This is a genomic window from Methylobacterium sp. 37f (genome assembly GCF_023093475.1).
Lineage (GTDB): Bacteria > Pseudomonadota > Alphaproteobacteria > Rhizobiales > Beijerinckiaceae > Methylobacterium.
This window is the reverse complement of the sequence record NZ_JAGHKN010000022.1, coordinates 32,357-47,274: the sequence shown is the minus strand read 5'-3', so window position 1 is coordinate 47,274 and position 14,918 is coordinate 32,357. Positions and strand designations below refer to the sequence as shown.

Sequence of the window (14,918 nt, the reverse complement as noted above, 5' to 3'; positions counted from 1 at the left end):
CCCTGGGGACGCTGCCCCGCACAATGGTCCCGCTCGTAACAAGAACGCGGGATCGCAGTTCCGCATCCGAAGCCCGAATGTCTGGTATATCTGGATCATTGACGTGAACGTGATGGCCCAATCACAAGCTGAACGCGGTCTTGTCCCGTAAAGCGACAGGCGATCTGGATCGTGCTCCAGACACAAGGGCGGTCGTTCGTGCTGTCAGATCTCCAACACCAAAATCCTGTTTCGGATGAAGCGGGATTGTCCCGGCACATCCAGGATCGCATCGGCCGACGACTGAGCACGGTCTTCCCATGTCCCGATGCTGTTGAGGACACCTCGCGCCTCGGTCAGGTTCTGCTTCGGCTGGCGCAGGCCCTGGCGGCGGCGCCGGCGGGCAATCCGGTTCCGGATTCCTTCCGGACCGATCTGATCGCCGCCGTGCCGCAACTCCGGCGCTACGCGCTCGCGCAGTGCCGGAACGCCGCCGAGGCCGACGACCTCGTCCAGACGACCCTGATGCGGGCCTGGGAGAACCGGTCGCGGTTCGAGCCGGGGACCCGGCTGATCGCCTGGCTCTTCACGATTCTGCGCAACGCGTTCCTCAACCAGCGCAAGCGCCTCCGGCGCGAAGTCGAGGATGTCGACGGCGCTTTCGCCGCAACTCTGAGCCTGGAGCCCGAGCAGGAGCGCCGCGTCGAACTGATCCAGCTCCAGGCCGCCCTGAACACCCTCACGGCCGAACACCGCGAGACCCTCCTCCTCGTGATGGTCGACGGCCTGCTCCACGAGGAGGCCGCCCGGGTCCTGGGGTGCCGGACCGGCACGGTGAAGAGCCGCATCAGTCGGGCCCGCGAACGCCTCGCTCTAGCTCTGGGCGCGGATTGAGCGACGCCGGGCGCGCCCGGTGGGCGCCGTGGAACTGGTGGGGACGCCGCTTTTCTGACTCGACGCGCCGGTCCCCGACCCCGGAATCGAAGGAGGCGGGAATCGCACAGCCTATTCCGCCCGATCGGCGTGGTCGTTCAGACCGAAAGCCGGAAAGCCGGCTCCAACAGTCCGCGACATCCAGATGCAACCACGAGGGTGCGTCCGTGCTCCGGGTCAGCTTCCCGCTCCTTGGGACTCATGCCCTCGTAGGCACTGGTGATGAGCAGGCGATCCAAGTCGGGGCCTGCGAAGGTGGGGCACGAAGGACGCGTCACCGGCAGGGGGATCGTGCGCACGCGCACGCCTTCCGGGCTGTAGGCATCGATGCAAGCGGCGCCCCAGCGGACGCACCAGATCCGGCCTTCGGCATCGACGGCGGCTCCATCCAGGCCCCCCTCCCCACCGCGATGATCGTAGAGCGTCGTTGGCTCCCCCGTCGGCAGGCCGGTGCGGGAATCGAGGGCCACGCGCTGGAGCAGGCCCACGTTGGTGTCGGCGAAGTAACCGGTTCTGCCGTCGGGCGAGAAGCAGATGGCGTTCGGGATGGTCAGGGCACCGAAGAGGCGCGTCACCTGGGTGCCGGCGACGTGGTAGATCGCGCCGCGCCCCGACTCGGCGTCCCGCCCCATGGTGCTGATCCAGAGGGCGCCGCTGGGGTGGACCCGGCCGTCGTTGGAGCGGGTGCCGTGATCCTCTGCCTCCAAAGGGCAGAGCAGTGCAAGCGCACCATCCTCAATGCCGCGCAAGTAGAGCCCGTTCTCGGCCGCCAGAAGGTGCCGTGTCTTGTCCACCGCGACTACGGTGCTCACCCTGATAGGCAGGCCGTGTACGCGGGCCGCCCCTCCCCCTGCCAAGGGCGCCTCGAACAGGCGCCGTTCAAGGATGTCGACCCACCAGGCAGTGTCGGTTCGCGGGTCGTAGCAAGGCCCCTCACCGAGGTGGCAGCGGGGTGCGTCCAGGATCCTTAGACCGTCCCGGGTCTCCTTGGTCCTCACATCCATCCTCCGGTCATCGCGCTGGCTCGGATCATCATACTCGAGACGGAGGCGGAGAGCCCCTCACCAGAGAACCTCCGACCGATCGGCTCCAGTGCAGGGCTATCGATTTTGTTCGGTAAGCCGCACGACCGGCTGTGACCCCAGTCTCCTACCAGGTCGCGTCGGATGCAGTCATTGCCTGTCACATTTGGCGACGAACGGCTTTAGAATGCTGGGAAAAGTCTTTGTGCGTTTGGCGTCGCGTTGCATCGGGTTGCGAGCCCAACCCTTCCGTCCTCAATTGGGTTCGTTCTGCCAAAACGGTCATCCGCGCGCCTCTATGGAATCTGACTGGCAAAAAGAAAATGAGGCGTGCCATGTGTGGAATATAGAAACGCCGTAATTCTATGATTTTTTTGTGCCAATCGTAAGTCGCGATGGTACGAAAGCCTAAATACGATAAATTCTGTAAAATAGAGATATTAAGTATTGACTTTATAATTGATCTTAAATAATGAGAAATGAGTCCAAGACATGCATTGGGTATAGACTACTTAGACCTCGAATGCACAAAATATCGTATGCTATTTGCAGTAATAAAAAGTCTTTATTGTAGATCTACATTAGTACTTTTATCGAGTTTTATGATGATAAATGATGCTCCGTTTCTACGGTTGTATTATTGATCGCTCGTGGAGGCCTTTAACAAGTCGCGTAAGCCGCGTGTCATTAGCTCGCCAAGCTCAAGGTGTGAGGTTTTTGAGCGTTGGGCAGGCGAACGTCGCCGTATGCGTAATGCTCAAGACTGGAAGCGAACTTCGGAGCAGCGCGTCCGGGTAGCGGTCGGGATCGGATGTCTGGAGGCGCAGGAGTAGCTGTCCTCCCGTTTGCGTAGGATCCGCCTCGAACCAGGATCGCAGGTCGTCGGTGACTGCGATGAGGGGATCCGGGCGACGGCGTCCGCGCTTCGGCTTCAGCGCGGGCTGTGCCGTCGGTCGAACCTCACCCATCCGCCAAGCCGTGCGCAGCCCCGCCAGGAAGTCGGCGACCGGGATAGGCGCGGCCGACGTGTCGAGCGGCAGTATGACGGTGCCCTCTCTGGTTAGTTCGGACTCGATTTCCTGCTGGAGATTCTGCTGACGATCGCGACGCTGAACATCCTCCTGTCGCTGATCGTCACCCGCCGCACCTTCGGCGCTCAGGTCCGATAGGTGGCAGAGGTTGCGCGCGTCGGCTTTGGAAGGCCGCGCCGTGCGATCCAGGCGCACCGCCGGATGCTCAGCCGCAACATTATCCGTTTGCAGCAACTGGCCGAATTACTGGAATCGACGGACGACGGTGCGTTCCATGAGCAAGCCTAGGCAGAGAGATCCCGAACCCCAAGCCATAACGTAGAAATAATCGACCGTGATTCCGAGCGAAGGATTGTAGGCGAGCCGGACCCACTCGATGATCTGGACCACCGGATTCCACTTTAGAAGGTCATAAATTTCGGTTGGAAGCATATGTGGTAAGAAAAAAACGCCGGATGTCATGTATAATAGAATACTTAAGACAATATATCCCCATAGCCATCCGGGGAAAAATGACATGATGCCGATGTTGATGGCACCCATACCAAGTCCCAGGAGAAGGGCCATGAGATAGCCTTCGATTGCTCGAGCCGGATCTTCTGGCATAGGGTCGACACCCAGCAGCAAAAGTATCCCGATGATGATCAGCAGGCCCTGGAAGCCTTTCACAGTTTCGACGATGAAACGCGCGATCATGATGTCGAAGGATTTTACCTGCGGGTAGTACATCAACGGTCTATTGACAAGAATCGCCTTCATCGCTTCGCGAGACGTGTACTGAAAAACTAGAGCTGGAACGGCGCCCGTCGCAACGAACAGGATAGGGTTGTTGCCCATTGGAGATGGCATGTTGCGGAACAACATGATCGTAACCATCAGAAAGATGTGCGCTACGGGCCACAGAACCACGACGACGTAGCCCCAGTAGGACGCGCCGAACCGCGTGCGCATGTCTCGCAGCATCAGGGCGCGAATGACCTCCGCGTACACCGCCAGATCGCTCCGTTTGGTGGAGATGGGTGAGGTCGGTGGCAGCATGTCCGGTCCTGATTGGCGCGCACCGATCAGCATAGATCGGCACTTGGACCAAATTGTGGGTCAGGCACGAAGGCTGACGGCACCTCTGAGGGTCGACGACGCCCGATGGAGACCGGAGTTTGCAGGGTTATGGGTACGCGTCCGGTGATGGCCGCGGTCGACGGCATCGCGCATTCGGCTGAAGCCTGACCTTAATGCTGGCGTTAAGGTCAGCGGGTCGGGGCGATGCGGGTCGAGGTGCTTGAGGGGGCCGAACGACGGCGGCGCTGGTCGTTCGAGGACAAGGTGCGGATCGTCGAAGCTTCGTACGAGGCGGGAGTGTCGGTGTGTTCGGTGGCGCGCCGGCACGGGATCGCCCAGGGCCTGCTGTTCACGTGGCGACGCCAGGCTCGGGAAGGCCGTTTGGGCGGGGACGAGCAGGCCCCGGTCTTCGTGCCCGTCGCGATCACCCCGGAGCCGTCGCCGGCGGTTCCAGTTCTGCGGTCGGATGATCTTGATGTTGCGCCCCAGCCTCGTCGAGCGCGGCGCAAGACCGGGATCATGGAGATCGATCTCGGTGGTGGTTGGCGTCTCACGGTCGACCTAGACGTCGATGCCGCGGCACTGCGTCGGGTGCTCGATGCCCTGGAGGGGCGATGATCCCGCTGCCGACCAACGTTCGGGTCTGGCTGGCGACCGGCCACACCGACATGCGCAAGGGCTTTTCCAGCTTGGGGCTGATCGTCCAGGAGACGCTCAAACGCGATCCTCATTCCGGGCACCTGTTCGTCTTCCGCGGCCGGCGCGGTGACCTGATCAAGGTGATCTGGCACGATGGCCAGGGCGCGTGCCTGTACGTACACCAAGCGGCTCGACCGCGGCCGTTTCCTGTGGCCCTCGGTGGCGGACGGAGCCGTCAGCCGGCCGAGCGTAGGCGTACTCCTTGCCGCTCGTCAGGATGTGCCAGATCATCACCGCGAGTTTGCGCGCCGTGGCGACCGCGGCCGCAGATGCACCGCGCTTCTTCTGTACACGGTTGAAGAAGGCCCGCAGCGGACCTGGCGCCGTCTTGGCCGACCAGGCCGCTTCCACCAGCATCTTGCGGGCGTCGCCGTTGCCTTGCTTCGAGATCCTGCCGTGCCGTGCCGGATGATCTCCGGACTGCCGAACCCGCGGCGTCAGGCCGAAGTAGCTGCTGAGCTTGTCCGGCGATGGGAAGCGCGCGATGTCGCCGATGGAGGCCAGCACGGTCGAGGCTACGACCGAACTCGCGCCGGGGATCGTCATCAGCTTGAGAGCTCGCGGATCGTCGAGCGCCTGCTGGGCCACGACCTTGTCGATCTCCGACAGCTGTTGCGACACACGTTCGAGTTCGGCAATCAGGCGCTGGAGCATCCCGCGCTCCTCGGGTGGGAGCGGCAGGGCATCGAGCCAGCGTTGTCCCGCCTTGCCGAAGAGGTGCCCCTTGTAGGGCGGGATCAGGTTGGCATGCAGGATCGCCTTCATGCGCCCCTTGATCCGGACGACTTGCGCCAGGACGCCGGAGCGCTCGGCGATTTGGCGGCGGCGGCCGTACGTGTCCTCGTCGGCGACCCAAACCTCCGGCAGGAAGCCGGCGGCATGCAGCTTCGCCAGGGTCGCGGCATCCACCTTGTCGGTCTTCACGCGGGCGTAGGCGATCGCACGGACGAGCCTCGGGTTGGCTACGGCGACCCGTTTGACATGCGGGCGCAGGAGACGTTCGACCGCGGCGCTGTTGCCCGTGACCTCAATGACCACTTCGTCGTCGAGGCTGAGTGTCTTGGCGAAGGCGACGAGCGGCTCATGGACGAGTTCGACCCGAAGTTGTTTGGTGACCGTGCCATCCTCCAGGATCGCCACCTGAGCGAACGACCGGTGTATATCCATACCGACGATCTTCATGCTGGATCTCCATTCTTCCTGGAGCCAGTGGCTTGCACGACATCTACGGATCCGCGCTCGCAGCGCAGCCGGGCAAGTCGTAGGGGCGGCCACGTAACAACACGAGCTCACAGCTCATCGAAAGGACGGCCTGCCACCGTTTCATGCTCCAAACGCCCCTATCCCGGCCTGAACAAGCTAACCCAGAAGGATCAGCCCGCGCCACCGAACCGAGGCGCCGGGAGCATCATGCCCTTTAACAATGCTGCCGAACGCTCCATCCGGCCCATCGCGGTGGGCCGCCGCAACTGGACCTTCGCCGGCTCGGATGCGGGCGGCCATCGCACTGCTGCCCTCTACACGCTGATCGAGACCGCCAAGCTCAACGGCATCGACCCGCAGGCGTGGCTTGCTGACGTGCTCGCGCGGCTACCCGACCATCCCGCCGGGCGTATCGACGATCTGCTGCCGTGGAACTGGACCCAGCCTCAGCGCCGGCAGATCGCCGCCTGACACCCCGCCGGGACCACGAACGCGGCCTTCACCGAATGCGTACGATCAAGGCTCTTGGCTTTGCCAAGCTGTCGGTGCGCCCGCGCTACTACGAGCAGGATCCAGCCGCCTCGGCGGCCTTCAAAAAATCCTGCCAGCTGCCGTGAACGCGATCCGCGTGGGCCTACCCCCCCTGAAGCAGCCGTTGGGTAATTACCCACCCCCTTGCGCAGGCCGGATTTCGCTGATTCCTTCGTGGGATGGGCCGAAGCGATCTTGAGCGGCTGAGCCGCGAGGAGCTGATCGAGCTGGTGCTGCGATTGCAGCGCCCTTCGATACCTCGCGCACGTCTTCGAAGCCGCCCGCGACCGACCGCAAGGAGCGACGCGAGCAGGCCAAGCCGGGCGGTGCCAAGCCCGGGCACGAGGGCCATAGCCGCGTGATGAGCGGGGATCCCGATGCTGTCGTCGATCATCGTCCAGATCGCTGCGCGTGCTGCGGCGACGCCCTGCATGAGGATCTTCCCGCCGAGATCGTGAGCGTGTCCGAGCGCGTCGAGTTGCCCAAGGTGGCGCCGACCGTCACCCAGCATCGGCGGCTGGCCGTGCACTGCCCGACGTGCGGAATGCGGGTCGTCGCGCGCGCGTCGGAGGCGGCACGCGGGACGCCCTTCGGCCCACGGCTGCATGCCGTGGCGACGTATGTGAAGACCTTTCAGGCGCTCTCCTACGAGCGGCTGCAGGCGGCGCTGTCGGATCTGTTCGGGCTCACCCTCAGCCAGGGCGGCCTGATGAACCTGCTTCGTCGGGCGCAAGCGCAGTTCCGTCCCGGCTGCGAAGAGGCCGTCTCGACCCTGCGCCGGGCCGCGGTGGTCGCCTCGGACGAGACTGGCGTGCGCATCGAGGGCAGCAACGCTTACCACTGGGTCTTCCATTCAGCCGAAGCGGTCGTCCATCAGGCTTCGCCGACACGCGGTGCGGTCGTCGTGCGGGAGATGATGGACGGGCATCGGCCGGCGGTTTGGATCTCGGACCGCTACACGGCTCAGCAGGGCCATGCGGTCTCTCACCAGACTTGCCTTGCCCATCTCGTCCGCGACGTCGCCTACGCCGTCGAGACCAGCGACGATCCCGTGCCCTGGCGCCTGCAGCTCTGGCTGCAATCCGTGTTCGCCCTGGCCGACCACGTCACCGACTTGGCCGCCTCGACGCTCGCCGCCAAGCGCCGGAGCCTGGATCGCCAGCTCGGCGCCATCCTCGCCACACCGAGCCGCTGCGACCTGACCCGCGATCTGCAGGCCAAGATCGGTCGGGCTCGCCATCAGCTCCTGGTCTTCCTCGCCCACCCCGGCGCGGTCGAACCGACTAACAACGGTTTCGAGCGGCTGCTGCGTACGTCCGTAGTCCAGCGGAAGGTCACCAACGGCTACCGCGCGATGTGGGCCGCCGAGGGCGAAGCCGCTATCCGCACAGTGGTCGATACCGCCCGCCTCACAGGCCGCAGCCCCTTCGGCACCATCCTCAAAACCGTCGGCGCCTGAAACCTGCTCTCAGACGGGTGGGTAATTACGCCGTTGAGCTGCGGTGGCATGGTGAGGCTCGGGTCGGCAAGAAGAACACCTTGCCGCGTCAATGGGCGCGCCGCGGGACGCATCCCTCGGCACCCAAGGATCAGCGTACGGCCTAAACCTACCTCCTAGACGCAATTTGCTCGGAGAAGTGCAAGGGCGCCTGTCCTGCCCCGCTGCAATAGCGAGGCAGATGAGCCTGCATCTGGCCGAGATCAGCAGAAGCATCGCGCCGCGCGCCCATGCCGTGATGATGCTGGACGGCGCAGGCTGGCACGACGACCACGACGTCGGCGTAACTACTCGTGCGTTCATCAACTGCTTCGGATCGAACGTAAAGAGTTCAATCGACCATAAAGAAGCCTGGTAGACGCATTAGATCTATTTCAATGTATTTCAGTAGTAAAAGAAAATTTTCGCCGGTTTATTTTGTGGTAACCTGTCTTTCTCGGAACCGTACTCCAGATCCCCCTCCATTTTCGGGGATAAATTCAAGACCAGCATGTTCAAATGCATTACGGATCGCTCGTGCATTTGCGGCTGTAGACGTAATGGGTCCATCCTTTAGTTCTGCGCGTCTGATGGTAGCAACGCCGAGTCGGGAAGACTCAGCGAGTTCATCTGCGCTCCATCGAAGGAGAGCGCGAGCTGCGCGCACCTGCGCACCTGTGATTATGCCTTCATCTGAAATAGCCATCTTGATCTCCTGGCGATCAGGTGATATAAAATCGATCACTGGGTCGCAAGTGGATCAACGTCATGCCCTCATCCCGAACTCTATCGTGGTCCGTTGCCATACGCGATATTCGTGCAGATCGCATCTATTTCGGTCCAGGTGAACGACAGGCCATAAGCCGGCACCGCGGGTTTGCAGAAGTTGCATTCCGCCGTGCGCAACGCTCTGCTTACGGTCGTTCTCTCCATGTTTCTGGAGCCTACGATCGCAGAGTTATCATGTGCTTAGCCGCGGCTGCTGCAAAAGCTCGTCGTGCTGTGACCGGTGAAGAGTGGCGGGTCTGTATCTCTGCCGCTCTAGAGGGAACGTGGCGAGCCGCCAAGGCGGCTCGCTTAACGGCCGGGTGGCACGGGAGCGGTCCCGTTGTGAGCACGCACAAGACATCGGTTCGTACCGGACCTCAGGCGACGCTGACGGCATCATGCCTGGATGGTGCTTCTAGGGCTGCTAATACGTCAGCAATGCAGCCGCCTGTGATGCGATTGAAGTGCAGCTCCTGGTCGAGACCTGTTTCGGCGGAACGGATCCCCAACTCACGGTTCTAGGCGGGACCGTTGTCGTTAGCCTGGTCGGCGGCTGAATCGACAGCCGGCTGCACCCCTGTCTCGCCTACGCAATCCTCTCAGCTCCACAATCTTTGCCGGAGGCTTCCAATGCCCCACAAGAAACCGCGCCAGCGCGTGGCTGACCCCGTACGTCCAACGGTGACTTCCCTGGGTGTTCAGGTGAAGCTTGTCGCCCGTGAGGAGGATGAACAGCTAAGAGCGCTAATCGAACGATATGAGCAACTTCTGTGCGACTGGGAGCACCTATCCTATCAGGCATTGAAGGCGCTCGCGGACTGTCCGACTTTTAAAAGTGAGCGTCATGATGCCGTACGTCGCGCTTGAGGACGTCGGCACAACAAGACGCGGAGCCTTGTCGAGTCGCCGTCGGCTCCAGGCTTGGGAGCGGACGGGCGGAACTTGTGTGGTTTGCGATCGCCGCATCGACGGTGTGCGGGACCGCTGGATTGTCGAGCATATCCGCGCCCTTGAGCTTGGTGGTCCGGATGAGCTCCAGAACCTCGGGCCGGCGCATGAGGCGTGCGGCCGTGAGAAGACGCGAGGCGATCATGCCCGCGCTGCTGATGCGAAGCGACAAAAGCTCCGGCATCTTGGAGCAGCAGTCATCACGCGTCCAATGCCTGGGTCCCGGGCCTCTGCTTTCAAGCGGAAGGTCGATGGAACCGTTGTCTCTCGAGAGGAGCACCTACGGTCTCGCCGTTCTACCGAGCCCGAACTCGAGAGCAATGAAGCGGCAGCACTTAACGCAAAGCCGATCGTGATAGACGCCACGACGATTCCGACAGATCGCCTTTGTCCGAAAACGATATTTTCAGGTAAGGAGGTCGAGTCAGGAGCAGTGTATCAAATGGCGAACCGAGCGACAACGAAGGCAAAACTGGGCAGCCTGAGCCAAGAGGATGCCTCGGCCTCAGGTGACGTCCTACCCGCGATCCCCGCTCACCTCGACTTTCTGTTCAGCGACCGTCCTCTGCTGCCAGGCGATGACCCGGATCAGTACGAGGCCCTCCTGCGCAGCATCGTTCAACAAATTCGCCCTGTTGATGTCATCGAGGCAATTTGGGTCAAAGACATCACTAATCTCATCTGGGAGGCGAATCGGATCCGACGGTGGCGGAGGCAGATTTTGATTCAGGCTCAGTTGCAAGCAGCGGAGGATTTAATCCGCCCTGCCCTCCAAAGCACGGATCCTTATGGTGTTAGCCACGACGCAGCTTCATCACCTGATTCCCTCGCGGCGGGCTGGGTGGCTGGGCGCAAAGGGCCACAGATCCGCGTCGACGATCTTCTTGAGAAGCGTGGTCTCACAGCAGAAAACGTCACAGCTCACGGCTTCCTATTAAACCTACCTTCTATCGAACGCATTGATCGAATGGCTTCCCTGGCCGATCAACGGCGAGATGCGCTTTTGCGGGAAATCGAGCGCAAGCGAGAAAACTTCGGCCTGCTTGCCCAGAAAGTTGCCGCTGACGTCCTTGACGTCGAGGACACCGACGGGCGGTGAGTCGCTTTATCGAAGCATGATGCTGCAATGACCTCTGAGCGCGCCCGCCTTGCCAACCGACTTAACGCTAAAAAGAGCAAAGGCCCACGAACATCCGTGGGTAAGGCACGATCAAAACAAAACGCCCGCAAGCATGGTCTGTCAATTGAAGGTCTCGATCCACAGACGGAAGCGGATATCGAGATTTTAGCGGGACTTATTGTGGAGAAGTACGAGTGCGATGTCGCCCTCTATGAGGCAGCACGTTCCGCTGCTGAGGCACAGGTTCATCTCCAGCGGGTACAGGCATTCAGGACTGCCCTGCTGCGAAGCGGCGTCGGGGATGGAACGTCGGGAATTGAAGCAGGTCAGCGCTTGACGAGTGAGATCGTGCTGGAAACATCTGTTCAGCTTGAGCGATTAGATCGATATGAGGCTCGAGCTTTGTCGCGACGAAAATTTGCCTTTCGCCGCTTTCTTGTGCTCGCTAATCGTTAGTTGATCCTGGCTCACCGTGCCAGGAGGGTGGCCTGATCTTCCTTGGCGAGCTTGAGCAGGTTCTGGCCGTAGGCGGTCTTGGAGAACAGGTTGCCGCGGGCGATGAGCTGGTCCTTGCCGATGAAGCCCTGCAGGTAGGCGATCTCCTCCAGGCAGGCCACCTGGAGGCCCTGGCGGTGCTGCAGGGTGCGCACGAACTCGGCCGCCTCCAGCAGGCTGTCATGCGTGCCGGTATCGAGCCAGGCATAGCCGCGGCTCATCCGCTCCACGTGGAGCTGGCCCCGCTCGAGATAGGCCTCGTTGATGCTGGTGATCTCGAGTTCGCCGCGCGCCGAGGGCTTCACGGTGACGGCGATGTCGAGCACCTGGTTGTCGTAGAAGTACAGTCCCGTCACCGCCCAGGGGCTCTCGGGCTCCGCCGGCTTCTCCACGAGCCGCAGGGGACGCCCCTCCGTGTCGAGGGTGACGACGCCGTAGGCTGCCGGGTTGTCTACAGGCACCACCCCTTGTCCATCAGCGCATCCAGGGCGAACTGAACCGCCCCGGGTTTCCCGGAGGCTCCAACTCCTGAGAGGATGGAGCCATGACGAAGCGAACCCCACCGTATTCTCCTGAGGTCCGTGCCCGCGCGGTGCGGATGGTGCTGGACCACCAAAGCGAGCATGCCTCGCAATGGGCGGCGATCAATTCGATCGCGGCCAAGATCGGCTGCTCGGGCGAGACGCTCCGGAACTGGATCCGGCAGTCCGAGCGAGACAAGGGCGTGCGGGGCGGCCCGACCACGGACGAACGCGAGCGGATCAAGGCACTGGAGCGCGAGAACCGCGAGCTGCGTCAGGCCAACGAGATTCTCCGGAAGGCCAGCGCGTATTTTGCGATGGCGGAGCTCGACCGCCCTTTCAAACGATGAAGGCGTTCATCGACGAGCACCGCGATGCCTACGGGGTCGAGCCGATCTGCAAAGTGCTGCCGATCGCCCCGTCGACGTACCATGTCTATGCTGCGCGGCGTGCCGATCCCGGGAAGCTACCGGCACGGGCCAAGAGCGACGCGGCGCTGATGGTCGAGATCCGGCGCGTGTTCGAGGCGAACTTCCACGTCTACGGGGTGCGCAAGGTCTGGCGGCAGCTCGGCCGGGACGGGATCGTGGTGGCTCGGTGCACCGTGGCGCGGCTGATGCGGGCGATGGGACTGAAGGGTGTCGTGCGGGGCAAGACGGTCCAGACGACGGTCCCCGATCCGGCAGCGGTCTGCCCGCTCGATCGGGTCAACCGCCAGTTCAAGGCACCGCGCCCGAACGCTTTGTGGGTCAGCGATTTCACCTACGTGGCGACCTGGTCTGGCTTCGTCTATGTGGCTTTCGTGATCGACGTCTTCGCCCGCCGCATCGTCGGCTGGCGGGTCTCTCGGACGGCTCACGCTGCCTTCGTGCTGGATGCCTTGGAGCAAGCCCTGCACGAGCGTCGTCCCGTACAGGGCGGTGGGCTCGTGCACCACAGCGACAGGGGCTCGCAATACCTTGCGCTGCGCTACACCGAGCGGCTCGCCCAGGCTGGTGTCGAGCCGTCCGTCGGCAGCGTTGGCGACTCCTACGATAATGCCCTCGCGGAGACGATCAACGGCCTGTTCAAAGCCGAGGTGATCCATCGACGCGGCCCGTGGCGGTCTTTCGAGGCCGTCGAGTTCGCCACCCTCGAATGGGTCGACTGGTTCAACACCCGCCGCCTGCTCGAACCGATCGGGAATATCCCGCCCGCCGAGGCCGAAGCGCGCTACTATGCCCAGGCCGAGGTCCAAGCCTTGGCGGCCTGACCCAAACCAAATGGCCTCCGGGAAACCCGGGGCGGTTCAGGCTCGTGATTCTGTCCTCTGGTTTTGGAGCCTGAGGATGCGATGGCTGCTCCGGTGCCGCTGCGATCGGATTTTGATGCCGAGGCCCTGCGCGTCTTGGCCAAGGGGTCACGTGATCCGGCCCAGACCCGCCGCCTGCTGGCGCTGTCTGTGATTGCCGCGGGTGGCTCGCGTTCGGAGGCGGCCGGGATCGGCGGGGTCGGGCTGCAGACGGTGCGTGATTGGGTGGGGCCTTCAACGCCGATGGCCCAAGCGGACTAATCGACGGCAAGGCCCCGGGTGCCCGTCCGCGCCTAAACGCCGACCAGCGCGAGGTTCTCAGGGCCCTGGTCGAACAGGGGCCGACTCCCGCCGCCCACGGTGTGGTCCGCTGGCGCTTGTGCGACCTGGCCCAGATCCTGTGCGAGGATCACGGCGTGTCGGTCTCCGAGCAGACCTTGAGCCGGGTCTTGCGGACCATGGGCTACCGGAAGCTTTCGGCCCGTCCACGCCATCACGCCCAGGACCCGGACGCCGCGGCTGTTTTTAAAACGTATGGCCCGCCCCGTCTGCAAGATGCGTTTTGATGGCGATGCGGTCTGCATCAACGTATCCGGTCTCAGGATTGCGTCCTGGCCAAGATGGATATTCGCGCGCCTCGGGTCCTCATAAAGCCTGCGGTGTCCGGCACCGCATTTAAAACCAGGATCACCACGACGCCGGTTCGACCGTTATGCCATCTGTCCGTCACCTCACGCAGACTGCTTCAACGCCGGCCGGAAGGGCCGGTCGCTGTCGATGTGCGATCAGGCCGCCGCAAGCGTGCCCTGATCGAAAGCTTGTTTTCGGCGCAGTAGCGCCCACACGATGCGGGCCAGCTTGGCGGCGAGTGCCACTACGACCACGTTCGGGTGAGAGCGCGCGAGCAAACCTTGCAACCAAGCCCCGAGCGGTGTCGGTTTGGCGGCCAGATGGGGCATCGCGGCGCGAGCCCCATGGATGAGCTGCTTGCGCAGATAGCGATTTCCGCGCTTGCTGATGCCCAGCATCTTCGTCCGACCGCCTGTCGAGTGCTGACGCGGGGTCAGCCCGAGCCAGGCCGCGAGGTCCCGAGCTTTGGCGAACGCACTCGCGTCGCCGACAGCGGCAAGGAGAGCGGTCGCGTTGATGATGCCGACACCCGGGATGCTTGCGAGGCGTCGCGCCTGCTCATCGGTGCGCGTCAGGGCGGCGAACTCCTCATCATAGGCTCTGATCCGCTCGTCCAGGGCCGATGCTTCTTCGCAGAGATCCTCAATCAGCCTGCGGGTTCGACCGCTTACGGGCAGCTCGTCCATTCCGATCTCTCGCAAGCGACGCATCAGGACGAGGCGGCCCTTCGGCAGAACGATGCCACGCTCCAGAAGCACCGCGCGTAGCTGATTGATCAAGCTGGTGCGTGCGAGCACGAGGCGTTCGTGGGCTCGATGCAGGACCTGCAGGTCCAACTGCGTCTCGCTCTTGAGCGAGACGAACCGCATGGTCGGTCGTGTCGCGGCTTCGGCAATCGCCTCCGCATCGCGGTCGTCGGTCTTCTGCGCCTTGACGTAGGGCTGGACGTACTCGGGCGACATCAGCCGGATCGTGTGGCCCCGTGCAGGGAGCGTGCGACCGAGGAAGTGCGCGCCGCAGCACGCCTCCATCGCGACGATGCAGGTCGGCAGGCTCGCGGCGAAGGCAATCACGGCCTCGCGCGTCATGCGGCGCCGAAGCACGACGGCTCCATTCCCGTTCAACCCCGCCAAGCTGCAGGTATTCTTACCCAGGTCGATCCCGAGTACTGCAATCGGTGTCTTGATCATCGATCCTCTCCTCCTGTCGCC

General features: G+C 62.8%; 10 protein-coding genes, 7 pseudogenes and 1 other annotated feature. Of the genes and pseudogenes, 11 read left to right on the top strand and 6 right to left on the bottom strand.

Features of this window, described 5'->3' with window-relative positions:
- Nucleotides 1-246 precede the first annotated feature (246 nt).
- A complete protein-coding gene (locus J7U37_RS15495) occupies nt 247-873 on the top strand; it encodes a sigma-70 family RNA polymerase sigma factor (RefSeq protein ID WP_247636300.1) in 627 nt (208 codons plus the stop codon).
- Between the two features lie 137 nt (nt 874-1,010).
- Here the strand turns inward: J7U37_RS15495 and J7U37_RS15490 are convergent, their stop codons facing one another.
- The 3 genes and pseudogenes from J7U37_RS15490 to J7U37_RS15480 all read right to left on the bottom strand — a co-directional run bounded on the left by J7U37_RS15490 (nt 1,011) and on the right by J7U37_RS15480 (nt 4,003).
- A complete protein-coding gene (locus J7U37_RS15490) occupies nt 1,011-1,916 on the bottom strand; it encodes an SMP-30/gluconolactonase/LRE family protein (protein WP_247636299.1) in 906 nt (301 codons plus the stop codon).
- Between the two features lie 794 nt (nt 1,917-2,710).
- Nucleotides 2,711-2,932 (bottom strand): annotated as a pseudogene (locus J7U37_RS15485) (ISNCY family transposase); the annotation flags it as partial.
- Between the two features lie 276 nt (nt 2,933-3,208).
- Nucleotides 3,209-4,003 (bottom strand): ABC transporter, encoded by a 795-nt coding sequence (locus J7U37_RS15480; protein ID WP_247636298.1) that lies wholly within the window; start codon nt 4,001-4,003, stop codon nt 3,209-3,211.
- 225 nt (nt 4,004-4,228) lie between these two features.
- On the opposite strand from J7U37_RS15480, the gene J7U37_RS15475 reads away from it, so the two are divergent.
- Nucleotides 4,229-4,642 carry a transposase gene (locus tag J7U37_RS15475; RefSeq protein ID WP_247636297.1) on the top strand — a complete coding sequence of 138 codons (414 nt, stop codon included), beginning with the start codon at nt 4,229-4,231 and terminating at the stop codon, nt 4,640-4,642.
- A pseudogene (gene tnpB, locus J7U37_RS25300) lies at nt 4,639-4,785 on the top strand (IS66 family insertion sequence element accessory protein TnpB); the annotation flags it as partial. The gene J7U37_RS15475 and the pseudogene tnpB, both read left to right, overlap by 4 nt.
- A gap of 13 nt (nt 4,786-4,798) precedes the next feature.
- On the opposite strand, the gene J7U37_RS15465 reads toward tnpB, so the two are convergent.
- The gene (locus J7U37_RS15465; protein WP_348772998.1) at nt 4,799-5,890 is read right to left on the bottom strand and encodes an IS110 family transposase; all 1,092 of its coding nucleotides are present in this window, start codon (nt 5,888-5,890) and stop codon (nt 4,799-4,801) included.
- Nucleotides 5,891-6,142: 252 nt separating this feature from the next.
- Between J7U37_RS15465 and J7U37_RS15460 the strand changes: the two are divergent.
- The 6 genes and pseudogenes from J7U37_RS15460 to J7U37_RS15430 form a co-directional block, all read left to right on the top strand.
- Nucleotides 6,143-6,397: pseudogene (locus J7U37_RS15460) on the top strand (transposase domain-containing protein); the annotation flags it as partial.
- A gap of 35 nt (nt 6,398-6,432) precedes the next feature.
- The gene (locus tag J7U37_RS15455; protein WP_247636296.1) at nt 6,433-6,543 is read left to right on the top strand and encodes a winged helix-turn-helix domain-containing protein; all 111 of its coding nucleotides are present in this window, start codon (nt 6,433-6,435) and stop codon (nt 6,541-6,543) included.
- A 93-nt stretch (nt 6,544-6,636) separates the two neighbouring features.
- A pseudogene (locus tag J7U37_RS15450) lies at nt 6,637-7,916 on the top strand (IS66 family transposase).
- A 32-nt stretch (nt 7,917-7,948) separates the two neighbouring features.
- Nucleotides 7,949-8,220: pseudogene (locus tag J7U37_RS15445) on the top strand (IS630 family transposase); the annotation flags it as partial.
- A gap of 1,428 nt (nt 8,221-9,648) precedes the next feature.
- A complete protein-coding gene (locus J7U37_RS15435; RefSeq protein ID WP_247636294.1) occupies nt 9,649-10,749 on the top strand; it encodes an HNH endonuclease in 1,101 nt (366 codons plus the stop codon).
- 27 nt (nt 10,750-10,776) lie between these two features.
- Nucleotides 10,777-11,226, top strand: coding sequence for a hypothetical protein (locus J7U37_RS15430; protein WP_247636293.1), 450 nt, complete (start codon nt 10,777-10,779; stop codon nt 11,224-11,226).
- Between the two features lie 11 nt (nt 11,227-11,237).
- On the opposite strand, the pseudogene J7U37_RS15425 reads toward J7U37_RS15430, so the two are convergent.
- Nucleotides 11,238-11,720: pseudogene (locus J7U37_RS15425) on the bottom strand (sugar phosphate nucleotidyltransferase); the annotation flags it as partial.
- An 89-nt stretch (nt 11,721-11,809) separates the two neighbouring features.
- Here J7U37_RS15425 and J7U37_RS15420 point away from each other — a divergent pair.
- Nucleotides 11,810-13,038 (top strand): IS3 family transposase gene (locus tag J7U37_RS15420; RefSeq protein ID WP_247636292.1). Its coding sequence is split into 2 segments (ribosomal slippage): nt 11,810-12,098 and nt 12,098-13,038, totalling 1,230 coding nucleotides; the frame shifts between segments, so codons are not numbered across the junction.
- Nucleotides 12,091-12,207 (top strand) — a sequence feature (AL1L pseudoknot). Its footprint overlaps the gene before it by 117 nt.
- Nucleotides 13,039-13,119: 81 nt before the next feature.
- Nucleotides 13,120-13,607, top strand: a pseudogene (locus tag J7U37_RS15415) (helix-turn-helix domain-containing protein); the annotation flags it as partial.
- A gap of 255 nt (nt 13,608-13,862) precedes the next feature.
- On the opposite strand, the gene J7U37_RS15410 reads toward J7U37_RS15415, so the two are convergent.
- Nucleotides 13,863-14,897 carry an IS110 family transposase gene (locus tag J7U37_RS15410; protein WP_247636291.1) on the bottom strand — a complete coding sequence of 345 codons (1,035 nt, stop codon included), beginning with the start codon at nt 14,895-14,897 and terminating at the stop codon, nt 13,863-13,865.
- Nucleotides 14,898-14,918 lie beyond the last annotated feature (21 nt).